The sequence below is a fragment of the Amycolatopsis australiensis genome (assembly GCF_900119165.1).
In the GTDB taxonomy this organism is placed as follows: Bacteria; Actinomycetota; Actinomycetes; order Mycobacteriales; family Pseudonocardiaceae; genus Amycolatopsis; species Amycolatopsis australiensis.
Window position 1 is genome coordinate 7034196 of the sequence record NZ_FPJG01000006.1, and the last position, 20441, is coordinate 7054636.

The window sequence follows — 20441 nt, forward strand, 5'->3', positions numbered from 1 at the left end:
GGCGCGCACCCCGGAAACAGAACAGAAGGCGGAACTACTTGATCTCGGTGTTGCGAACGATCTTCCCGTTCTCGACCTTGTAGGTCCACACGGTCGTCTGGGACAGCTCGCCCTTGTCGTCCCACTTGAAGTGCTTGGTCAGGCCCTGGCCGTCGTAGTTCTTGACCCACTCGAGCAGGCCCGGGCGGTCCTTCTTGCCGGCGTCGATGCCCTTGAGCAGGATCGTGGTCAGGTCGTAGCCCTCCGGCGAGTACGTGCCCGGGTCCTTGCCCGAAGCCGCCTTGTACGCCTCGGTGAACTTGGTGAACTGGTCGGCCGGGACGCACGGGCAGGTGAAGTAGGCGTTGGCGGCGGCGTCGCCGGCACCCTTGACGAACTCGTCGTCCTTGACACCGTCCGGGCCGACGAACTTGGCCTTGACGCCGGCGTCGTTCAGCTGCTGCGCGAACGGCGCGGCTTCCTGGTAGTAGCCCGAGTAGAAGACGACGTCGGGGTTCTCGCTCTTGACCTTGTTCACGACCGCGGAGAACTCGGTCTGCTTGGTCTTGACCTTGTCCTGGCAGGTCGCCTTGTCGCCCAGCGCCTTGATGGCGGCGGTGGCGAGGCCGGTGCCGTACTCGGAGTCGTCCTCGATCACGCAGACCTTGTTGGCCTTGAGGTCGCCGGTGATGAACTTCGCGGCGGCCGGACCCTGCGTGTTGTCGTTGCCCAGGCCGCGGAAGAAGGTCTTCCAGCCGTTCTGGGAGAGGGTCGGGTTGGTGGCCGACGGGGTCACCGTGACCAGGCCCGCGCTGTTGAAGATGTTGCCCGCGGCCTTCGACTCACCCGAGAACGGCAGGCCGACGACGCCGATGATCGACGGCGTGTTGACGATCTGCGTCACGATGCCGGGCGCCTTGTCGGGCGTGCCCTCGGTGTCGAACTGCTCCAGCTTGACCTGGCAGCCCGCGTTGGCCTTGTTGTGCTGGTCGACGGCGAGCTTGACGCCGTTCAGGATGTTCTGGCCCAGCGCGGCGTTGGCGCCGTTGATAGTGCCCGCGTACGCGATGGAGGTGGGGGCACACTGCGCCTTGCCGTCGCCGGCCGGGTCGGCCGCGTCGGCGGCGGCTGACGGGGCCGCGGCCTGGGCCTGCGAGCTCGCGTTGTTGCCGCCCGAGCCGCTGTCGTTCCGTGCCGCACACGCGCTGAGGGAAAGGGCCCCGACAGCGGCCAGCACGATGACCCTCGCAAGTCGTGCTTTCTGCACTCGTTCCTCCAAATGCCACCTGGCCGCCCGGTCGGGCGGCTGTCCCGGCGTGGGACCTGACTGGCCGCTGAAAGTAGCCGCCCCGGGAGCCGTTGCACAGAGTCACGCGCGCTCTTGTAGCCACATCGTGACGGTCGTCACGAGTATTAACGTATGATTTACACCCGCTCGTCGTAATGTGACCAGCAGGTGATGACTCTCGGTGCACAACAGCCCGCAGACTGCCCCTTGACGGCCGGGCCAAGGTGTGCAGAGTCTACGGACCCGTTGTCGATCACCGCGTCCGGCCACGCCGGAAAGGTACGCAAAGGTACCCGGTTACGCCCTTTCGGGCACTCGGAGCGTCACGAAAAAGGGTGCACCCGCTCAGGCGGGCGCACCCTTTCCGGTGGTTCCGGGATCAGCTGCCGATGCTCTCCACGACAGCCTCGGCGACGGCCTTCATCGTGGTCCGGCGATCCATGGCGGTGCGCTGGATCCAGCGGAAGGCGTCGGGCTCGGTCAGGCCCTGCCGGCTCATGAGCAGCCCCTTGGCGCGGTCGATGACCTTGCGCGTCTCGAGCCGGTCGGTGAGCCCGGCGACCTCGGCCTCGAGGGCCTGCAGCTCGGAGAACCGGCTGACGGCCAGCTCGATGGCGGGCACGAGGTCCCGCTTGGCGAAGGGCTTGACGAGGTAGGCCATGGTGCCGGCGTCCCGCGCGCGTTCGACGAGGTCACGCTGGCTGAAGGCGGTGAGGATGACGACGGGCGCGATCCGGTCCCCGGTGATCTTGGACGCGGCCTCGATGCCGTCGAGCTTCGGCATCTTGACGTCGAGGATCACGAGGTCGGGTTTGAGATCGGTGGCCAGCGCGACGGCCTGCTCCCCGTCCCCGGCCTCCCCGACGACCTCATAGCCCTCTTCACGCAGCATTTCGACGAGGTCAAGCCGGATGAGAGCCTCGTCCTCGGCGACGAGCACCCGACGCTGCGGCACGGTGGCGGCACCGTTGGCCTCGGTAGCCTGATCGGTCACCGGGGTCCTCCTGAAGACTCGGCGGGCGATGGGTTTTCGCGGCTTTCCGCGAACCCGAAGCCTACCGGGAACGATCCAGAAGCAGAGATGGCGTTCACCACGAAGTGGCCAGCGCGACACCGCGCCCCGGTCACAGCGCGAGCCGGGTGATCCCGTAGAGTCACGACGTCAACGCCCCCGTAGCCCAACTGGCAGAGGCAACGGATTCAAAACCCGTGTAGTGAGAGTTCGAATCTCTCCGGGGGCACCACCTCTGACCTGCGAAAACAGGTCGCTGAGCAGGTCGGACTGGAGCGGCGTTCCAGTCCGGGATGTCCGGTTGTGTACGGCTGAAACCGGTGGTGTGCGGCCAGTCGCGGTCTATTCGCGGTCTACTTTTTGGCAGGATCCGGGGTCCCGGACGCACGGTTGGCGGGCCGCGCGGAGGCGCCGGAGGCGGTATCGGGCGGCTCCGGGGTCTCAAACGATCGGATAGCCAACCCGTGAGGCGTCACACCGCTGACCCGGATGCCTCACGGGCTGCCAGCAGGTCCGCACCGGAGCTTATGGCGCCGCCCTAGATACGGCGTGCGTGCCCGTCAGCTGCGACGGAAGCTGTTCTCCGGGCGCCGTTCGGGCATCGACGAGGGATGGCTCAGCCGGCCGTCCGCGGCTGCGGCCAACCACCCCGCCCACCTGCCGATGAACTCGTCCAGGTCATCCACGGTCAGCGGTGTGAAGGGCCATGCGAGCTGCCACTCTGCTATGCCGTTCCACAGCGCCTTGGCCGCTTCCATGCCCGGGTCGAGGGCGAACGGATCCTGCCGCACCGGGCGGTTGAGCATGGGCGAGACCATGAACGCCGTCTCGAACCACTGGTAGCGGCCTTGCCCCGTGGGGGCGGCGTCGCAGAACCACAGCGAGTGCTCACGCCCCTCGTAGCCGTGCCCGTCGGCCGGCACGAGGAGATCGATCTCGGCATGCGCGATCACCTCGAACCCAGGGCGGTCCCACGCGCCCCATGCCGATTCCGACGTCGGCGCGGGGCCGGCCACGGTGAGCACGGCCTGTCCCAGGTGGATCTGCCAGCCGCCGCCCCGCACCGTTTGGACGGTCGCCCCGGGGGCGTTGCTGGTCAACGCGTCCTTGAACGAGTCGGCGATCCTGGCGAAGCTGCGTGTGGCGGCCTCGAACAAACCTGCGCGCCGCTGCTGCTCCGACTGCGCCGCCGACTCTGCCTGCAAGGACGCCGCCTTCTGGACGGCTTGGACGCGGTTGGCCTCCTGCAATGCCGCCAACCCGGGCGAGGCAGCTTGTTCGGCGGCGCGCTCGAGACGCTTGACCAGGTTCACCGCACTCGGGCGCGCCTGTGGGGACTTGTACAGGCACTCCTCCACCAACGCGGCCAGCACCGCCGGGGTGGACACCAGCTGCGGGACACTGCCGTGCAGGTGCGCCTCGCGCAGTTCGTGGAGGTAGCGGCCGGTGAACGGCGGACTGCCCGACAGCAGCTCATGGGCTATACAGCCGAAGGAGTAGACATCGGTGGCCGCGGTCGCACGCATGTTGCTCCACCGTTCCGGCGCCGCGTAGAAGATCGAGAAGGCGCCCTTGCGGGTATCCGGGGCGGTCGTGGCGTCCGCGTAGCGGGCGATGCCAAAATCGGCCAGGCACCAGTGGCCGTCGAGCAGCAACACGTTGCCCGGCTTCAGGTCGCGATGCACGACCCGGTCCTCCAGATCGGCCAGTGCCACCGCGATATCACGCAGCACCGCTACGGCGGAGCCCACGTCGAGAGATCCGCCGGCCTGCTTGAGGTGCTGTTCCAGGGAGCGTTCCGCACGCGGCATGACCAGCACCCACGCGTCGTCCGTCTCGCCGTCGTCGATGATCGGCACCACGTTGCGGACACCGCCCAGCTCGGCGAACAGCAGCTCGCGTTCCGCACCGGGCTCTTTCGGCACCAGTTTGGCCGCGCCGTCGACTCCCGACTCTGCACGCGCTTCCAGCACTTGCCCGTAACCGCCCCCGCCGATCCGGTCGCCGAGTTCCCATACGCCGTTCTTGCAGGTAACCCGCATCGAACCATCTCCGTCCACAGTAGGTATCGAAGATGTTAGGCGCCGGGCCCGACAGTTCAATTTCTGCGGCGCACACCGGCCCGTTGATGAACGTCGTGGTCGTCGGCGCCGATGACCTCCACTGGCATTGCGGCTAGCGGTTCAGCAGCCATCACTGGCGGGTCGTTGAGGCGGCCCCAGCGGAAGCTGTGTCAGGCTCGGCAGCCATGACCCGCAACATCCAGGCGCCCACGTACTACGTGCCGCAACTGGGCGACGGCCCGCCGGTGTTCCTCGCCGGCGACGTCGCCGGCGAGCAGGACTGGCAGGCCCAGGCCGGGGCGCAACTGGCCAACGCGGGCGCGGTGGTGCTCAACCCGCGTCAGGCTGGGGTCCCGGACACCGGGCTAGCCGAGGCCTCGCAACAGGCGGCGTGGGCCTGCCAGCACCGCCGGCTACCGACGCTGGTGATGCTGTTCTGGTTCCCGCGCACCGACCCCGCCGCCGTCGCGGTCACCGCGCTGCTGGAGCTGGGCGCCGAGCTGATCCGGCCGCGCAGCCCGCAGCGGCGGCTGGTGGTCGGCGCCGCACCCGGCTACCCGTGCCGCGGCGAGATCCTGCTGCAGATCGCGAACGAACGCCCCGACCTGGTCGTGCACCACACCCTCGACCGGGTCATCGCCGCAGCAACCCAGGAACTGGCCGCACTCGGCGCCGGCCGCCGAGCCCGCACCGCCCCCGTCCGGCTGCGGTAGCCGGGAAAGCGATCCGGCCCTTCCATCGACGCACCCCAGATCCCGGCCATCTCGGCCATCTCGTCCGCGCGCAGCGGGAACTGCGGCGTGAAGATACTGGTTTCACCAGGCGAAAGTCACCTTCAGCAGACTGATGGGCACGCGCTTACTCCGGGCACGCGCGCAAAAATGCGGCTCCCTTCTCGGTGTAGGGCTCCTCAACCGTGGTGATGGAAAACCGCGACCGCGCCTCGGTCAACAACCGTCGCGCGATCCCGCGGCGCTGCCACGCACTCGCGGTCCAGATATGCCCGACGGACTCATAGGCGCCATCCTCGTCGCGGTCGTAGACGATGACGAACCCGGCGAGGCGACCGCTGAAGAACCACAGCCCCTCCTCCCCACCACTGGCCCCAACCGGAGCCAACATCAGCAGCCACACGCCCGACTCGCCCGGAGCAAAATCCCAGCCGCACGCACGCTTGTACGCCAACCCCGCCCGGTCCAGCGCACTGCCGTGCCAGCGTCCGCCTGGGCCTTCGGTCACCTCCGCGCCGAGGACGGCACCGTCGAAATCATGCTCGTCACCATCGAGATCGATGCCGGCCACGGCCAAGTCCCAGAGGTCGTCCTGGCGTGAGGCCTGCCAGGAGACAGCCGGACCCAGGTGGGCAGTAGTCGCGAGATCCGCCCGGTCGAGAAGGAACGGGAACTGGGAGAGCACCTCGGGAAACGACGTCTCCTCCTCGATGGTGACCGTACCCGGGGCGAGCGCGGCGAGCGCCCTATACGCAGCCCGGTACGCCTTCTCGATCTCGGGTAGCTCCGGAAACACGTAATCGGCCATCAATCCCTCGCTGTCCCTTCCGGGTCGACACTGGCGTCAAGACCCAGCATGGTCCAGCCCAGCGCCGGTCCGCGAGCTGACAGTGCCAGGGAGAACGCAGGCATGTCGCCACGCTGTCACCGCGCAGAAGCTGAGCGCGGCGATGGCCGGCTCCTGGCCCGGTGTGTCCGGAGCATGAGCTTAGTTGTGCGTTCCTGGCTGCAATTAGTCGTCCCAGTCGGCCCCGGGCTACGCACTGTCGTCCTCGTCCTCCGGCTCGTCCTCCGGCAGGCCAAGAATGCGGGCGATCTTGCCCAGCGATTCTTCTTCGAGCCCGGCCAGCACCTTGGCGTAGACCTCGTGCAGCACCGCAACCGAGTGCCCTGCCCACAGGGCGACCTGGGCTGAAATCACGCCACCGGCGAGCCACGTCGAGACGCAGGCGTGCCGCAGGTCGTAGGGCCGGCGCGCGAGCGGCGACCGGTACTCCTCCGGCGTCAAGGCTGCCTTGCGTGCCTTGTCCCACACCCGCGCCAGCGTGGACTCGGCGACATCGCCACCGTCCATGCTCCGGAACAGCCGGCCATCGTCAGCGACGCCGTACTGCTCGAGGTGCTGCTGCAGCAGGGCGGTCAACGGCGGCGGGCACGGCACCGGCCGGACCTCCCCCTTGGCGCGCTGCTTGAGCTGGCGGCGGTCCCGCCGCTGCCCGGTGTCGGTCCAGGCCGCACCGGCGATCGGGGCTGTCTCCGACACCAGCAATTCGCCCCAGCCCTTCCGCGGCAGCTTCAGGTCGATGTCGCGCAGCATCACTGCTTCCTCGGGCCGCAGCGCCGAGTAGTACATCGCGCCGAAGCACGCGACCAGCCGCGGCCCGGACGAACGCCGCTCCACGATCACCGGCTCGGGCGCACCAGGCGGTAGCCGCATCACCTTCTGGGCCGCCACCGCGGCCAGCAGCTGCGGGCCCTGGCGGGTGTTGACGACCACGCGGGTGTCGATCGCCCGGACCCGCTTCGGCGCCGTCCACTTCACCTCCGGCAACCGGTTCGCCGGCAGCAAGTCCCGCTCCACCGCGTACTCGAGCGCGTTGAACACCACCGCGCGCTTGCGGTACACCGTCTTCGCCGCGGCCGCCGAACCGTCCATCTTCAGCGCCAGCTGGTCCAGCACGCCCCGCAGCGTCGTCAGGTCGCCCAGCCGCGACACGGCGACTGTGTTGGACTCCAGCCACGCCAGCGCGGCCTCGATGTCCGGGGGCTTGCCGGTCTCGCGCCGGACAGTGTTGAACGCCCAGCCTGTCATCGCCCGGCGCAGCACGGCATCGTCGGGTTTGCCGCGGCGGCGTTCCAGCAACGCCAGTGTCGCCGTCGCCAGCGCATCAGCGTTGCCGGACCGGGACTTCGCCGCCGCCCGGCGCCACTTCATGTCCACATAGGCCTGTGCGAAGCTGAACCACGACTGATCGTTCTGGACTCGTGCCATCGACACCGGCAGGCCGTCGGCGATACGGAACGCTTCGCCGTTGCGCTGGGCCACGATCAGCTTGGAGCGGAAGCTCTCCGCCAACGTCGCGTTCGCGTACGTCTCCGGGAACACCTTGCCGGCGACCACCCACCGGACGATGTAGGACTTCTTGGGCGGCTTCCCGTCCTTGCGCGGCCGCCCGGTCTTGACCCGCACGTCCCAGATCCGGACATCGAAGGTCGTGTCCGTCACGCAGACGCCTCCTCGTGCGAGGCCAGCCAGCGCTCCAGCGCGGAGGCCCGGAACCGCAACTGCCGGTTGGGCAACCGCACACAGGGCGGCGCGCACTGCTTCGCCCGCCAATCGTTGAAGGTCGAACGGGTGACGCGCAGTTTGGCGCAGACCTCGTCGACGGTCAGGAGATCCTCAGGATCAGGTGAATCGGTTGCGGCAGGCGCATTCGAGGACTCGCGCTGCGGCAGACGTGCGGAACGATGGGCAGGCATCGGAGACCTCTCCCGGTGTCGAAGAGCTGTCTCGTTCCAACCCGCGCTCCGCGCGGCGAGCCCCGTCCGAGTCCGTCCCTCGTCCCGCGAACCCCGCAGGGGTTACAGCGGTCTGGCATCAGCCTGGATCGACCGGTGTCATCCGGACACCACCTTGCCCCCAGACTATCCAACCGCAGTGCGGTCGCAACACCGGATTCGTAAATGTGATGTGATTTCAGCACGATCTGTCAGGCAACGGCACGGCGCCTGATGCTCACGCCCCCGCCCCGCCCCGCCGCCGTCCCGGCAGCGGGGAACCGACCGGCGGAAAGTCAGCCGGCATCGAGTGGGTCAGGCCTCGGTGAGCCCGCGCCGCCATGCGGCCGTATGCGTGCCGGCCTCGAGCGGGATACCGAGCTGGGCCAGCGCGTCGGGGTAACGGTCTTCGTAGACGGTGGTGGCGTACTCGGCCCGGTGCAGCAGCCACGTCGCCGACAGCCGGCGACACCACATGATCTCGTCCCGCTCGCCCGTGAAATCGCCGTCGATGACCCCACGGCGCAACAGCCCGGTGACGAGCTCCGTCCGGTCTTGCAGCCGGCGAACGTCCCGGACCGCGAGGGCTTCGGGCACCAGCAGGAAACCCTCGCGGTGGTACTGCTCGATCCGACGCTGGTCCGGCACGGTCATCACTCCCCCGTTTCCGACAGTCGGTCCACGGCAGCCAGCACCTGCCGCACGTTCTCCTCCGGGAGCAGTGTGGCGGAATCCAGCACGAGGTGCGGCTCGTCCCAGCTCTCCCACAACCCCCGCATCCGGACCACGTGCTCCCACGTCACCGTCTGCGGCCAGCCGGGGATGCCCCTCGCCCGGCCTTCGACCCGGACACGCTGCGCCCGTTCGTCGGAGCACACGCATTCGGCGCCGACGAACCGGCCGCCTGCACTCTCGGTCACCTCGCGCCAGCGGATCCTGGCCTCGCGGCGGTGGCCGGTGGCGTCGATGATGACGTCCAGCCCCAGCTGCAGCTGACGGGCGACGGAGGCGGTGAGGTTCAGCTCGGCCAACGGCAACGCGTTGTCCTCACGCAGCGCCCCGAACGGCGTCAACGCACCGAGCTGCCAGTCCATCGAGAAGACCGGGGCGCGCAGCCGCCAGGCCAGTTCCTCGGCGAGGGTGCTCTTGCCGGTACCCGGAACGCCCGCGAGCAGGATGGTGACCGGCGGCCGCGTCGCGTCGGCGCGGGCGATCGGGCGCACCGCCAGGTAGTCCGCGTGCGCCAGTTCGGCCCGCCGTTCCTGCAACCGGGTCCTAGCCTCCGCCAGCAGCTCGGGATCGACGACGCGCAGGCAACCGAGCAGGACGTGCTCCTGCCGGGCCGTGGCCACCCCGAGCCGCTCGGCTTCCCGGCTCACCGCGGTCCGCAGTTCGCCGGCGTCGAGCGCCATACCGTCCACGGTCGACAGATCGAGCTGGGCTGCCAGGTCGGTGGCCAGGTCCGCGGTGAGCCCGGCGACGAGCTCACCGACCGTGCGCGCGGCGAGCGCGGCCTCGGCGACCGGATGGGGCGGGAGATCGTTCACTGCTCAACTCCTCCTGGTGAACCCGTGCCTGCAATCCGAACAGCTCGGCGTAAAGACCCTGGCCGGGACGACCACGTCAGGGTCGGCGACGCGGCCCGAGTCGCAGCCGGCCGTGACCAGCCGTGGACAACTGCAGCGTCATCATGTCCCTACCAGGGATCACGATCCCGCGGATCGATTCGAGCCAGGCCCCCGTCACCAGTTCAGGCTGTCGGTCTCGTCGTGCGCTTCCCCGGCCGGGAACGACCGGCGCACCTCCGCCGCGGGCTCGTCCGGGTACATGACTGCCGACACCGCGGCGTCGTAGGCATCGTCGAGTCCGGCACCGCTCGCGCCGACGATGCTTTCCCAGTCGAACCCCATGTGCGGAGCCTATCCGCACCCCAGAGTCGCGCGGGGCCGGCATCGTTTCTCCGGCGCACAGCTCCCGGAGCGGACCCTGCTCAGGTACCGAGCTCTTTGAGGAACACGGCGAAGTTCGCCACGGCATCGCCGACCAGCTCGCCACGGGTCACCACGCCGTCGGCGTCGTCAGCCTCAACGGCTGTGGTCATCGCATCGAGGCAGCTGATGACCGAGTCCCGGATCGTGGTGCAGCTGGCGGCGCTCTCACCGGGGACGTCAACCAGCCTGGCAGCCTCCATGACGGCCTCGGTCGCCAGCGCCGCCCACTGCGCAATCTCGGTGATCAGGCCGCCCGTGACCGCCTGCCGCAGACTCGCCAACGCCTGTTCAGTCGCGAACTCCGCGGTGAGCAGAGCCATCCCCTTCTTCAGCAGCTGCTCGGAAGCTGCCGGCCGGTCTGGTGTCGACATGCGCGCAGGGTACCGACCACCACCGACAGTTCTGCCGCACGAGGCCGACACCCGCCCGACACCCGCAGGAGTCCCGCTGGGCTGCTGTCAGCAGGTGGAGAGCCAAGAACCCCAAGGGCTGCTGCTGGTTCGATGCTGGGCTTCATCAGGGCTCCCGCAGGCCTGTGAGGAACCCGGCCTTAAACGTGGACTGTTCGAGGTCCGTTTCTGGGCGCGGTTACGTCACGGTGTGGGCTGCAACTGGGTCATGATCAGCTGTTGGACTCGCCGAGGTCTCCGGCTGGTGCCTTCCAGGTCCGCCGCCAGACATCCAACGACAGTCACCGAACGACAGAACTCGGCTCCGGCGACAAAATGCGGCGGCCGCAGACCAGGGCCGGCGCCGCTCACGGCTCCTCGTAGCCGACCACGCTCACGATCGGTCCCAGGTGGCGACAGGTCGGACGACAGCCCGATGCAGGCCAGCATCGCCGTGGAGGCGTTCGCGCACCTGACCGAACGTTGACGAAGCTGCACGTCATGCCCCTGGCAGCAGGTCCTGAGTGTCACTCCCGCGGCGCGCGCCGCCATGCTGCGCAAGCAGCGTCGGCGATGACAGCCGACCCGATGCCCACCAATGGACGACGGTTGTCCCGGCGGGGTAAGTTCACCGGCGTGCCTGTCCCTACCGCCACCGGCTCGGCATTCGGCGAGCCGGGCGACATCGTCGAGGTTGTCGGTCGGCACGTGGCCCTGGCGCCGCACGGCGATCACCAACTGCGTGGGGACTGCCCATTCTGCGGATCCACGGCCCCGGCCTTCATCGTCCGCCCGGACCACGGGACCTTCCACTGCCTCAGCTGCGGTGAGGGCGGCAATGCCGCCCGGTTCGCCGCGGCGATCGACCGCTGACGGTACGAACTCCGCGCCGGCTCGGCCGAAACAGTTGCCTTCTAGATCGGTTCGACAATGATCGTCAGCGCGCAGTCCAGCTCATCGGTCGAGGCGCACGGGGCGTACGCCACCGAGCGGATACCCGGTGCCCAGTCGGAGGGCGGCACCGCCTCGGCACCCGAGGCGGCGATAGTCACGGTGTCTGCCCGGAGCGGCCGAGCAGACGATCGGTCAACTCGACTGTTGCCAAGTACCACCAGAAGATCCAGTCGAGGAATGCCGGGTCGTAGTCGGCCTGCTGCCCGCGGCGTTGGTGACGGATGGCGAAGCCGTTGGCGATGCCGAACAACGCGCCCTCGTCCTTGCTGCCGATCTGCTCGCGGATCAGCTCGCGTCGCTCTTCGAGGATCCCCGCCAACGTCAGCACTGCTGAACGTTTGTCGTGCGACGTAGCCGCACGACCTCGAAAAAGCGCAATCGCGTGCTGGACACGACCGGCGATATCCGGTTCGGGCGTGGTCAGGGCTTGTCGGACGAGGTCAGTGCGGGCGTCGTCGACCGAACGCACCAGGCGACCGATGTCCTCGCCGTTCTCGGCAAGACGCAGCTCAATCCCGCCGGCGGCCAGCAGTTCGTTGACGCGCCACCGGTACACCGCACGTCCGATATCGGTGGCGAAGTCACCGAAGTGCCAACCGCAATTGTCCCACGAGTGCCGGTGACGCTTCCGGGGGCGCGCAGCGAGATCATGGAATACCTCGATCAGATCGTAGAAGGTGTCAGTGTCCCACTGACCAGGCCGCAGTGGCCACAGGTCAGGCACGCCGAGCCGGTCGGCGAGCAGAATGTTCGGATCAATCTCGACGCCGTCATGATCGTCGACGCAGATCTTGGGTAAGGCCCGGCCAAAGTAGCCATCAGCCAAAAATACGGAGATCAGCTGAGCGAAGTCCTCACGCAGCTGCGGCAACGATCGGCGGGGCGTAGCGCGGCCTTCGGAGCCTGCCCTGTGGCGTGCCGACCAATACGATCCCGGCCGACGATGCTCCCGTAGCCGTGGCACGTAGGCCAGCAGCTCATCAATGAAGTTATACCGCCGCGCCGCCGAGACCGACCTGCTTGGCCACGATCGCGACCCTCGATAGTCCTCAACTGGGGCGTCCCCCAGGAATGCCTCTTCCAGCAACCGCTCGACCATCGGGCCCACCTCGCCGGTGTCAAGGTGATGGAGCGTGGTGAGTTCCCGGACGAACAACGCGCGAGGCCACAACAGTTCGTAGTCGGCAGATTCAACTCGCATCCGCGATGCGCCGGAGTCGTTGAACGGATCGCTCATATCAGAGACCTTAGTCAAGCCACCTGCGTCCCCATGCCCGCCCACGTTAGGTGATGGCTCGGCCACTGGCGCCGCCAGGACAGACATAACACGACGACGCCGCAGACCGCGACGCTCAGCCCGATCTTCAGCACATCAAACCGGACAGACACCAGGTCGGCGGGCGTTGAGCCCGCAGGTCGCCGACCACGACAGCACCACCACCACAGCCCCCGCGGTCAGCACCATGATCACGGCCGCGGTCAGCAACATGGTCTTCGGCGACAACTCCTGCAGCCGCGCCCACGACGCGGCCGCCAGGGCTGGCAGCGAAACGGAGACACCAGGGCTCGAGGGCGGTGGCGTAGCGTCGTCGGTCATGTTCAGCTAGGTCGCCGGGGTGGGCCACGATGTTGCAGACCACCTCAAGGGCGTGCACCGCCGCTCGACCTGACCGCCGAGCCCCGTCATCGTCGCCAGCGATACCTCTTGGGTCTGTCCCGCGGGGCGCCCGTCTTGCCGAAGGATCAACGGATAGCGCGGCGACATAGCGCACTACGTGGATCGGTCACAGGGCTTGTGCGGTCGTCACCACACAAATGGGGTCAAGGCCGTCGATGTCGTACTCGTCGTCGTTGTCCAGGTCGCAGCCGACCAGGTCGACGCGTTCGTGGCGGGGAACGGCGTAGATCGCGATCGGTGAGCCGGCGGTGGTGTAGTGCGGGCACACCGCGGCGGTCAGCCGCGCGCAGCGCAGCGAGCACACGGCACCGCCGTACATCTCCACCATCGTGCTGACCTGCTCGACCGGCGCCAGCACGTAGACAGTGTCGGTCCGTGGCGTTCCGCACAGCTGGCACAGGTCCTCGATACGCATGCGTCCGGCTCGGTGGCTGTCGACCTTCCACGGATCCCAGCCACCGCCGCGGGTGCCCTGTCCGCTGGCGGCCAGCCACGGTTGCGAGCGCGACGGGGGACGCTGCGGCAGCGGAACTCCAGTGGGGTCGAGGTCGGCGGTACACCGCGTCCGCGGTCGAGGCCATCGCCCCTCCGCCGCATCATCAGCGACTTCTGCGCCGGCGAGAACCCACAGGTCTGCATCTGCTGTCACGAACTCTCTCCCGCCCTCCATGCCCGCGACCGCTGCCAGCCTACGTCGTGTTAGTACCGAGATTAGCCGTGCCAACATCGACACCTGTGCTCTGGCCACAGTGAACTGATCAGTCATCCGACGTGGTTCCAGCACCGAAGCCGATTCGGCCCGACACATCCTGACAACAGTGCATCGACGCACTGCAAGATCGTCGTATCCTCAAAGTCAGTCAACCAGGGGGAACACGCTGGTCATGTCGAATCCACATCACACACCACCGCCGCAACGACCGTACCCAGGCGCTGTCAAGCCGCCACCCGGCCAGCCAGCCGGCTGGCCCGGCGCACCGAACACGAGATTCGGCCATCCACCGTATCCCGGCGGCGGCCCGGTACCACCGAGACGGCGCCGCACCGGACTGTGGGTGTCGCTGGCACTCGCCGGAGTGCTCGTCGTCGGCCTGCTGCTGACCGGGTTCGTAGCCCCAGGATTCTTCCTGCGCCAAAACCACGTACCGACGGCCAGCTCCTCACCGAGCTCAGCCGGCAGCACCTCAGCCGACCCGTCGCCGGCGACATCGTCGTATTCCCGCAACAGCCCGAGCCAGTTGCAGGCCGCCAGAGCGGTGACCGAGGAGTTCCTGAAGCGCCTCAACGCCGACGCAATCGACGGTCCGGACGGCGCGAAAGCCATGGCATGCCCTGGCTCCGAGTCGCTGCTCGGCGGCACCCTGCTGGCCGTGGAAGCACCCACCCAGCTCGCGATCCCCACACAAGGCGAGACGAGATTCCGCGATCCGGTCATCGAAGTCGACATCACGGGCGTCACCAACCAGCGCGCCGTCACCGGATACGTCCGCCTCCAGCCATGGCAGGACCATGAGCCCTGTGTCCGCATCCTGCATATCCACTGAATGCCTGGGCTCGACCTCGACGGCGGCAACACGCATATCGACGGGCACGCCCCGTACTGCGTGGCCAGGAGAAACAGGAAGCCCCGCCGGTGCTGACTGGGAGGTCGAGCGGGCGGCCGCCGACCTGGCGGTGCGCACCACGTTCGCCGCGAACCAGAGGTAGTACTCACCGGTGACTTCGGAAGACAGTTCGGCGACCGCGCTGAACAGACCAGCCCCCGGCGTCGCAGCCAAGGTTTCGCGTTCGACCCCACGCGTGTGACGGCGAATACGTTCGGGAGTGAATGACACCAGGTCAAGACACACGCGGACGGTCACACCACGGCGAAGGCGAACGTCGCCGAGGGCATTCGCCATGGCCTGCAACGGATCGCCCGGACTGACGACCGTGCCGCAGCGGCAGATGCGCCGGACCCGCGAGCACGCAATTCAGCACGTACGCCATGTCGAGCCACGCTGGCATTCTGTCGCTGCGCGTCGTGTTTCCGTGTGCCCGGCGGCTTGTCCTCCGCAAGTTCTCCAAGAAGTGTCGCCCGAAGTTCATGCACCCACGGCGGGATAACATTCAGCGTTGAGGATCCTAATTGCCACAATACCGACTGGTATGTATGATCCACTGGATTCGTGCACCTCGAGCGCCTGTTCACAGCAGACGCACAGCCAACCAGTTGGAGATTCCCATGGCCCAAAAGGTCCTCGTCGAGATGCTGGACGACATCGACGGCAGCCCGGCCAGCCACACCGTTCCGTTCGGTCTCGACGGCATCAGCTACGAGATCGACCTGTCCGATGACAACGCCGCCGCCTTGCGCGAGGAGCTCGCTCGCTACATCAACGCAGGCCGCAGGACGGGTGGCCGCAAGCTGCGCGTCGCGACCGGCCAGTCGACAACCGGCACCGGCACCACCGACCGCGAACGCTCGCGCGCGATCCGTGCCTGGGCCAGCGAGAACGGCTTCGAGGTCTCCGAGCGGGGCCGTCTCTCCTCCGAGATCGTCACCGCCTACGACGACGCGCAGCGGCAGGCAGCCGAACCGGCCGCGGCGCCGGCTCGCAAGCGGGCACCGCGCAAGAAGGTCGCCGCCGCGACGAAGTAATCCCCGTGATGGCCGATTACTGGGGAGAGATCGCAGCGATTTCCCCGTCGACGGCGAAGGTAGTTCTTCCTCGCCGTCGACGGAGGACGTTCGGTTGTCAACGACGCAGAAGGTGGCCCCGGTTCCTGGGGTCACCTTCTGCTCGTCGCCCGGACAGCTGGGCCAGCGACGGCGCGAACGTCGACCCGGAGTACTTCCCTGCCGGGGTGAAGCACCGCTACACGCGGCGTTCCCGGCTCCGGCCGCCCGGAGCACTCGCGCGGTCGGGTCCGGCGCGCGCGGGTTGCACACCTGGTCGGTGAGCAGGAAGCCCCGCAGTTGCACCCCGTACTCTTTGGCGAGCCGGAAGGTGCCGCCGAGCGTGCCGGAGTCCCAGCCGAGAGCGACAGCGTGCTCGACGAGGCACCGGACATCGGCAGACGCCGGATAGGAGCCGTCCATCGCGGCCGGCGTCGAGCCCACGTTGATCGCTTTCGAGAGCAGGTCGGGTTGCAGAGCACGGCCGGTCTTCCCGGCACCCCAGACCCGCCCCCGGACACAGCGGTGAAGGTCGACGCCGTCGCCAGCGACGTGGCCGATCGTGGCCCGCCATGTGTAGGCCCGCTCCCCCGATGCGGAGCGCCCGCAGCCTCGTTCGGACCAGACCAGCCTCGGACCTGCCAGCTTGCAGCACCGCTCGCGCCGCTCGCCGGCCGACGAGCCGTCGGTGATGTCGTCGTCGAACCACACGCTCAGCGACGGCACCGGCGTCACCCTCGACACCGGCTCCGGCCGCTGCGGCAGCGCCACGATGCCCTCGCCGGCCGCCGCACCAACTGGACTGACAGAATGTAGGCCAGCAAGCCGGGAACCTCACCAGGCGCGAGAGCAGCCGCTCGGCGAAATCGCGGTCGCCGACGTACTCCGCCGCGAGGGCTCCACCGCCGAGGAATTCCGCGTCCCGCAGACCCACGCGATCCTCGTGGCGAAGCACTCCGGCACGGCCGCGCTCCCGACGTCGACCCAACGCTCTCCACGGTCCTGTCGAGTCTCCCGATAGAGCACCGTGCAGGTGTTCGCGCGTTGATCCGCACGGCTGGTCCGCGCTCTTCCGGACCGTGCCGGTCTGGTCACCTCGCGGAAGCTGATAAGTGTTGTGTCCGGTGATCAGAGATCGGCAACCGCTGACAGGTCACCGCTGAAAACCAGGACGTGCACGACGTCGGCGAGGCGCTGCTGAACCTGTTGCTGCAACTGGCGCGCCAGTTCCAGTCGGCTCTCGCCGTCGGCTGCAGCAAACCGCTCCTTCCAGACCCCGGATGCCCGCAGCACGCTGCGAACGCCGTCGTCGATGTCGAATTGCAGCGACAGCTGGCGGTGGCTCATATGGGTCCCTCCCCGGTCCCGGGAGCTCGCCTCTCTGCGCGCACCCGCATCCAGCATGCCCTTGCCCGGGTTCGCGGGACGTGCGACCGGAGCGAGCGATCGCCGGTGCCTGATACCGTCAGGTGAAGCAAGGCCGAGGGAGGTGCCGTGCACGCCGAGAAATTGCTTACCGAACGCGACCACGTGCTGGTCGCATTCGACGGCCCGGTCGCGGAGTTGCGCGCCACGACACCGCTGGCCGAACGGCTACGCACAATGCTCGGCGAAGCGCCACTACCGCGAAAGGTGGCACGCACTGACGATCCGTTCGTCGTCCTCGCCTACGCGGCTACGATCGGCCCAGCCACCGAACAAGCGGTATACGCACAATTCTGTCGGCTCGAGGCCGAGGCAGTAGCAGCCGCACCGCTCGCCCCCGGCGTCGGCAAGGCTTTCACGCACCTGGCGGCCGCAGGCACCCACATCACCGTCATCGGCAGCCTGGCGGCCTCCGCGATCCGCACTTTCCTGGTGATGCACGGGTTGGACGCCCCGGTGCGGCATCTCGCCGGGCGCACCGGTCCGGACCAGGCGTCGCTGCCCCCCGCGCCGGACTTGATCACCGCGGCGATACACGCGCAAGCCGTACCAGCGCAGTCCTGCCTGTTCGTCGGGAGCACAAACGACGACGTCACCGCTGCACGCACCGCAGGTCTCGACGCCATCCGCTACCACCGCCCCGTCGTCTCACCTGACGCTGATGTGCCGGCGGAGCAGAATCGATCGTGGTTCGAAGCGTTGGAGACCGGACCTGTAGCAGCCAGACCCCCTAGATTTTGATCTTTCAGGTCGAAAAGGGCTGTATCGGCGGCCCGCCGCCGATACAACGGGCGCTCACATCACTGCGGGGCACCGGCACGCACAGTCGTCCGGCTCAGCCTCGGGGGCTGGACCCCCGCAGGGCCCTGGACAAGACCGGGCCCGGGTCGCGAAAAGTCAACTCCCGCAGACACTCGCAGCCGGACATCGACGTCGTCGACACCGCGTCGCCCGCCGACCCGGCCGCGCGAGGATCGCTCAGCCGATGCCGAGCACGGACTTCGCGGTGGTCCAGTCGTCGAGCATCGCGTTCTGGGCGTCGTCGAGCGTCACCTGACCCGCACACACGGCCTTCTTGACCGCGTTCTCCACTGAGTGCTTGCTGTAGGAGTTTTCCGAGCCGCTGTGCGGTTCGGGCCAGAGGTTGCGCGGGTTCTTCGGGGCGCCGCCGAGCTCCAGCGGGAGGAAATGATCTTGTTCTTAGTCGGACATGCTGGTGTCGGTGTAGCCGTAGTCGATGATGTGCTGCTTCTTCAGCGCGTTGGTGTAGGTGCTGGACGGTCGGATGGTGGCGGTCCAGCCGGACACGTAGATCGTCGAGCCGATCGTGGCCTGGGTGACGTCCGGGTTCCTCACCCCTGGCGTGCATGCCGGGTCCGGCAGGGGCAGGTAGGCCTGTGAGCACGACGCCGTGATCGACAGGGGCCGGAAGCTGTGCCGCCGGCGGCGTAGGCGGGTGTGCCGATCAGGCTGACGGTGACGGTGATCGCGGCGGTGACGGTGAGGCAGGCGCGAAGTACGGGGCGGCTCATCCTGGGGCCCTTTCCCGGAACGAACGACAGTGAGTCTGGCGAGCAGGGCAGCTTGCGGTGGTCATCACCACGCGCAGGGCTCGGCGACACCACGGTGACAGTGAAGAAGCCACCAGATGTCAACACCACAGCGAAACCGTTCAAAGCGCCGGGTTGCTGTTGCATCGTCCGGAACATCCGGACCTTCGGCGGGCTGGCGCTTTCCGGCACGGCGTGGCAGTGCGGTCAACGCCCACGAAGCAGGTAGAACTTGGATCGCTGTCAGATCTTGTCCGCGCCGAACAGGGTCTGTCGTCCCCGCCGCCGTTGTCGACGCAGGAGATTCCCGTGCGCTTTTCCCGGTCCGGAACCGGCCGGTGGGCCGTTGCCGTGCTCGCCGCGCTGACTCTCGCTGGGTGCCACGCCTCCAATGCAGCAACTCCGACACCCACTGTTGCCGCAGCTCCTGGTGACCTGTCGGTTGGGGACTCCGCTGCGGCGATGCCGGGGCCGAGCACCTGCAAGCTGGGCGCCCGTGACGGCCAGCCGCTGCCCGACCCGAACTGCACCCCCGGCGCCGTGAACCCCGCGGTGCGGCAGGACACCGTCAAAGACACGATCTGCCAAGCTGGGTGGACCAAGACCGTCCGCCCACCGATCTCGAAAACGAACGCGATGAAGGCCGCGTCCGCCCGCTCCTACGGCCTGGCACCGGGCGACAAGGGTGAGTACGACCACCTGGTCAGCCTCGAACTCGGCGGCGCCCCGGACGATCCCCGCAACCTGTGGGTCGAACCCGGCACCATCCCGAACCCCAAAGACGCCGTGGAGAACAAGCTGCACGCGGCCGTGTGCTCCGGCCTGATCCAGCTCGCCCCCGCCCAGAAGGCCATCGCTGCCGACTGGGTCACCGCGTTCGACACCGTCGGTCTGCGCGTCGCCGGCGGGAAGGTGTGTCTGCGTGCGGACCCGAGCAAGTGCGTCACCAGCCGCCGCAGCGACGAGGACGGCAACTGATCACGCACGAGGACGGGACGGTGGTCGCCGCGCTGCGCGCCGCCGCCGGGGCGTGTGAGGACGCCGCCGGTGGTGGTGACCGCGTCGCCCGCGACCGTGAGGTGCTGGCGTGGGCGCGCAGCCGTCTCAGCGGTGTCGCCATCGCCTGCCGGCAGCTCCCGGCCGTGCTGGGCACTGACCCGACCCTGGCTACCGAGCCGGCCGAGGCTACCGCCGGTGAGGCCCAGCAGGCCCAACCGGGCAGTGCGGACGTCCTGCCGTGAGCGGCGGCGTGTTCGTCGAGTCCGCGGCCGCGCACGGGGCGTGGTGGTGCACGCTGCGGCTGCCCGGCGAGCCGGTCGAGCAGGTGCGGGCCGCACTCGACCGCCTCGCCCGCACGACCGGGCATGCGTGGTCGGTCCTGCTGCGCGGGCACGGTGCCGAGGTGGCCGAGATGACCGTCATGCGGGATCCATCGGTCACTGACGGCACGCCCACCATTGACGAATGCGAAGCCGCGGTCGAGGAACTCGCCGGCTCCACGGGGTGGCGGCGCCAAGACCGCCCGGCCCCGACGGGGATCGTGGTGCCGCTGGGCCTGCGCGTCAGCTATGACCAAGCAGCCCATCTTCACCAGGTCGCCGACGTTCGCGCGCGCCTGGCCGCCCGCGTGCCGGACGCGACCGCGTGGCCCGCCCGGCTGGTGTCGCTACACATACTCGACGACCGCACCCCGCAATGGCACCTCGAGCCGGGACTGGTCGTGCACGCACTCCCCCAGTCCCTGTCCGCACTCGAAAGCCTGGCCGCCGAGCTGGGGCAACATCGCCTCGCCGTCACCGACTGGGTCCACCACCGCACCTACGCCCTGGCCCAGGCCGGATGGCGCACAGCGTGACCTCCCGGGTGTACTTCCTTGGTCCCCGGGTCAATCAACGGTGTGAAAACCTCTAGTCGCTCCGAAACCGGAGTTCAGGGTTTCGGCGC

The 20441-nt window shown here is 68.3% G+C and carries 24 protein-coding genes and 1 tRNA gene; 9 read left to right on the forward strand and 16 right to left on the reverse strand.

Annotation, left to right across the window (positions count from 1 at the left end):
* Window positions 1-34: 34 nt before the first annotated feature.
* Together BT341_RS34185 and BT341_RS34190 are read right to left on the reverse strand one after the other, a co-directional pair.
* Window positions 35-1216, reverse strand: a complete 1182-nt coding sequence (locus tag BT341_RS34185; RefSeq protein ID WP_072480170.1) for a branched-chain amino acid ABC transporter substrate-binding protein — start codon at window positions 1214-1216, stop codon at window positions 35-37.
* Window positions 1217-1646: 430 nt separating this feature from the next.
* Complete coding sequence (locus tag BT341_RS34190; RefSeq protein WP_072480171.1) at window positions 1647-2261, reverse strand: ANTAR domain-containing response regulator; 615 nt, start codon at window positions 2259-2261, stop codon at window positions 1647-1649.
* Window positions 2262-2434: 173 nt separating this feature from the next.
* On the opposite strand from BT341_RS34190, the gene BT341_RS34195 reads away from it, so the two are divergent.
* A tRNA-Leu gene (locus BT341_RS34195) sits at window positions 2435-2511 on the forward strand.
* A gap of 328 nt (window positions 2512-2839) precedes the next feature.
* Here the strand turns inward: BT341_RS34195 and BT341_RS34200 are convergent.
* On the reverse strand, window positions 2840-4321 hold the full coding sequence (locus BT341_RS34200; protein WP_072480172.1) for a protein kinase domain-containing protein: 1482 nt from the start codon (window positions 4319-4321) through the stop codon (window positions 2840-2842).
* Window positions 4322-4527: 206 nt separating this feature from the next.
* Here BT341_RS34200 and BT341_RS34205 point away from each other — a divergent pair, with 206 nt between their 5' ends.
* Window positions 4528-5055: a nucleoside 2-deoxyribosyltransferase domain-containing protein gene (locus tag BT341_RS34205; protein ID WP_072480173.1), complete on the forward strand. Its 528-nt coding sequence runs from the start codon at window positions 4528-4530 to the stop codon at window positions 5053-5055.
* Window positions 5056-5200: 145 nt separating this feature from the next.
* Here the strand turns inward: BT341_RS34205 and BT341_RS34210 are convergent, their stop codons facing one another.
* From BT341_RS34210 to BT341_RS34235, 7 genes are all read right to left on the reverse strand, one after another.
* The gene (locus BT341_RS34210) at window positions 5201-5881 is read right to left on the reverse strand and encodes a GNAT family N-acetyltransferase (RefSeq protein WP_072480174.1); all 681 of its coding nucleotides are present in this window, start codon (window positions 5879-5881) and stop codon (window positions 5201-5203) included.
* Window positions 5882-6109: 228 nt separating this feature from the next.
* Window positions 6110-7579, reverse strand: coding sequence for a tyrosine-type recombinase/integrase (locus BT341_RS34215; RefSeq protein ID WP_072480175.1), 1470 nt, complete (start codon window positions 7577-7579; stop codon window positions 6110-6112).
* The gene (locus tag BT341_RS34220; RefSeq protein WP_084743095.1) at window positions 7576-7833 is read right to left on the reverse strand and encodes a helix-turn-helix transcriptional regulator; all 258 of its coding nucleotides are present in this window, start codon (window positions 7831-7833) and stop codon (window positions 7576-7578) included. The genes BT341_RS34215 and BT341_RS34220 overlap by 4 nt, the downstream gene beginning before the upstream one ends.
* A gap of 333 nt (window positions 7834-8166) precedes the next feature.
* Complete coding sequence (locus BT341_RS34225) at window positions 8167-8505, reverse strand: hypothetical protein (RefSeq protein ID WP_072480176.1); 339 nt, start codon at window positions 8503-8505, stop codon at window positions 8167-8169.
* Window positions 8505-9398, reverse strand: coding sequence for an AAA family ATPase (locus BT341_RS34230; protein ID WP_072480177.1), 894 nt, complete (start codon window positions 9396-9398; stop codon window positions 8505-8507). Before BT341_RS34230 ends, BT341_RS34225 begins: the two co-directional genes overlap by 1 nt.
* A gap of 195 nt (window positions 9399-9593) precedes the next feature.
* Complete coding sequence (locus tag BT341_RS45680; RefSeq protein WP_177328961.1) at window positions 9594-9761, reverse strand: hypothetical protein; 168 nt, start codon at window positions 9759-9761, stop codon at window positions 9594-9596.
* A gap of 80 nt (window positions 9762-9841) precedes the next feature.
* Window positions 9842-10213: a hypothetical protein gene (locus BT341_RS34235; protein WP_143168739.1), complete on the reverse strand. Its 372-nt coding sequence runs from the start codon at window positions 10211-10213 to the stop codon at window positions 9842-9844.
* A gap of 591 nt (window positions 10214-10804) precedes the next feature.
* Here BT341_RS34235 and BT341_RS43815 point away from each other — a divergent pair.
* Window positions 10805-11104: a CHC2 zinc finger domain-containing protein gene (locus BT341_RS43815; RefSeq protein ID WP_177328962.1), complete on the forward strand. Its 300-nt coding sequence runs from the start codon at window positions 10805-10807 to the stop codon at window positions 11102-11104.
* 41 nt (window positions 11105-11145) lie between these two features.
* Here the strand turns inward: BT341_RS43815 and BT341_RS45685 are convergent, their stop codons facing one another.
* The 4 genes from BT341_RS45685 to BT341_RS34255 form a co-directional block, all read right to left on the reverse strand.
* Window positions 11146-11283, reverse strand: a complete 138-nt coding sequence (locus BT341_RS45685) for a hypothetical protein (RefSeq protein ID WP_177328963.1) — start codon at window positions 11281-11283, stop codon at window positions 11146-11148.
* On the reverse strand, window positions 11280-12422 hold the full coding sequence (locus tag BT341_RS34245; protein WP_218177798.1) for a hypothetical protein: 1143 nt from the start codon (window positions 12420-12422) through the stop codon (window positions 11280-11282). The genes BT341_RS45685 and BT341_RS34245 overlap by 4 nt, the downstream gene beginning before the upstream one ends.
* A 135-nt stretch (window positions 12423-12557) precedes the next feature.
* The gene (locus tag BT341_RS44720; RefSeq protein WP_143168740.1) at window positions 12558-12782 is read right to left on the reverse strand and encodes a hypothetical protein; all 225 of its coding nucleotides are present in this window, start codon (window positions 12780-12782) and stop codon (window positions 12558-12560) included.
* Between the two features lie 187 nt (window positions 12783-12969).
* A complete protein-coding gene (locus tag BT341_RS34255) occupies window positions 12970-13278 on the reverse strand; it encodes a hypothetical protein (protein ID WP_072480181.1) in 309 nt (102 codons plus the stop codon).
* A 640-nt stretch (window positions 13279-13918) separates the two neighbouring features.
* Here BT341_RS34255 and BT341_RS44725 point away from each other — a divergent pair.
* Window positions 13919-14407 (forward strand): hypothetical protein, encoded by a 489-nt coding sequence (locus tag BT341_RS44725; RefSeq protein ID WP_143168741.1) that lies wholly within the window; start codon window positions 13919-13921, stop codon window positions 14405-14407.
* Window positions 14408-15087: 680 nt separating this feature from the next.
* On the forward strand, window positions 15088-15504 hold the full coding sequence (locus BT341_RS34265) for a histone-like nucleoid-structuring protein Lsr2 (protein WP_072480183.1): 417 nt from the start codon (window positions 15088-15090) through the stop codon (window positions 15502-15504).
* 1146 nt (window positions 15505-16650) lie between these two features.
* Here the strand turns inward: BT341_RS34265 and BT341_RS34270 are convergent.
* Window positions 16651-16869, reverse strand: coding sequence for a hypothetical protein (locus tag BT341_RS34270; protein ID WP_072480184.1), 219 nt, complete (start codon window positions 16867-16869; stop codon window positions 16651-16653).
* Window positions 16870-17016: 147 nt separating this feature from the next.
* Here BT341_RS34270 and BT341_RS34275 point away from each other — a divergent pair, with 147 nt between their 5' ends.
* Entirely contained in the window at window positions 17017-17688 is a 672-nt protein-coding gene (locus tag BT341_RS34275) for an HAD family hydrolase (RefSeq protein ID WP_072480185.1), read from the forward strand.
* Window positions 17689-18147: 459 nt separating this feature from the next.
* On the opposite strand, the gene BT341_RS46070 is transcribed toward BT341_RS34275, so the two are convergent.
* A complete protein-coding gene (locus BT341_RS46070; protein WP_218177799.1) occupies window positions 18148-18303 on the reverse strand; it encodes a hypothetical protein in 156 nt (51 codons plus the stop codon).
* 656 nt (window positions 18304-18959) lie between these two features.
* On the opposite strand from BT341_RS46070, the gene BT341_RS34285 reads away from it, so the two are divergent.
* Genes BT341_RS34285 through BT341_RS34295 form a run of 3 tightly spaced genes read left to right on the forward strand, consistent with a single transcriptional unit; the run spans window position 18960 to window position 20352 of the window.
* On the forward strand, window positions 18960-19475 hold the full coding sequence (locus tag BT341_RS34285) for a hypothetical protein (protein ID WP_245805213.1): 516 nt from the start codon (window positions 18960-18962) through the stop codon (window positions 19473-19475).
* 20 nt (window positions 19476-19495) lie between these two features.
* Window positions 19496-19738: a hypothetical protein gene (locus BT341_RS34290; protein WP_072480187.1), complete on the forward strand. Its 243-nt coding sequence runs from the start codon at window positions 19496-19498 to the stop codon at window positions 19736-19738.
* Complete coding sequence (locus BT341_RS34295; protein WP_072480188.1) at window positions 19735-20352, forward strand: hypothetical protein; 618 nt, start codon at window positions 19735-19737, stop codon at window positions 20350-20352. Before BT341_RS34290 ends, BT341_RS34295 begins: the two co-directional genes overlap by 4 nt.
* The last annotated feature ends 89 nt before the right edge of the window (window positions 20353-20441 follow it).

Excerpts from the sequence above, each read along its gene's own strand:
- BT341_RS34200 (WP_072480172.1), bottom strand. The coding sequence starts at position 4,321 with ATGCGGGTTACCTGCAAGAACGGCGTATGGGAACTCGGCGACCGGATC.
- BT341_RS34205 (WP_072480173.1), top strand. The coding sequence starts at position 4,528 with ATGACCCGCAACATCCAGGCGCCCACGTACTACGTGCCGCAACTGGGC.
- BT341_RS34210 (WP_072480174.1), bottom strand. The coding sequence starts at position 5,881 with ATGGCCGATTACGTGTTTCCGGAGCTACCCGAGATCGAGAAGGCGTAC.
- BT341_RS34220 (WP_084743095.1), bottom strand. The coding sequence starts at position 7,833 with ATGCCTGCCCATCGTTCCGCACGTCTGCCGCAGCGCGAGTCCTCGAAT.
- BT341_RS34225 (WP_072480176.1), bottom strand. The coding sequence starts at position 8,505 with ATGACCGTGCCGGACCAGCGTCGGATCGAGCAGTACCACCGCGAGGGT.
- BT341_RS45680 (WP_177328961.1), bottom strand. The coding sequence starts at position 9,761 with ATGGGGTTCGACTGGGAAAGCATCGTCGGCGCGAGCGGTGCCGGACTC.
- BT341_RS34235 (WP_143168739.1), bottom strand. The coding sequence starts at position 10,213 with ATGTCGACACCAGACCGGCCGGCAGCTTCCGAGCAGCTGCTGAAGAAG.
- BT341_RS43815 (WP_177328962.1), top strand. The coding sequence starts at position 10,805 with ATGACAGCCGACCCGATGCCCACCAATGGACGACGGTTGTCCCGGCGG.
- BT341_RS34245 (WP_218177798.1), bottom strand. The coding sequence starts at position 12,422 with ATGAGCGATCCGTTCAACGACTCCGGCGCATCGCGGATGCGAGTTGAA.
- BT341_RS44720 (WP_143168740.1), bottom strand. The coding sequence starts at position 12,782 with ATGACCGACGACGCTACGCCACCGCCCTCGAGCCCTGGTGTCTCCGTT.
- BT341_RS34255 (WP_072480181.1), bottom strand. The coding sequence starts at position 13,278 with ATGCGTATCGAGGACCTGTGCCAGCTGTGCGGAACGCCACGGACCGAC.
- BT341_RS34265 (WP_072480183.1), top strand. The coding sequence starts at position 15,088 with ATGGCCCAAAAGGTCCTCGTCGAGATGCTGGACGACATCGACGGCAGC.
- BT341_RS34270 (WP_072480184.1), bottom strand. The coding sequence starts at position 16,869 with ATGAGCCACCGCCAGCTGTCGCTGCAATTCGACATCGACGACGGCGTT.
- BT341_RS34285 (WP_245805213.1), top strand. The coding sequence starts at position 18,960 with ATGCCGGGGCCGAGCACCTGCAAGCTGGGCGCCCGTGACGGCCAGCCG.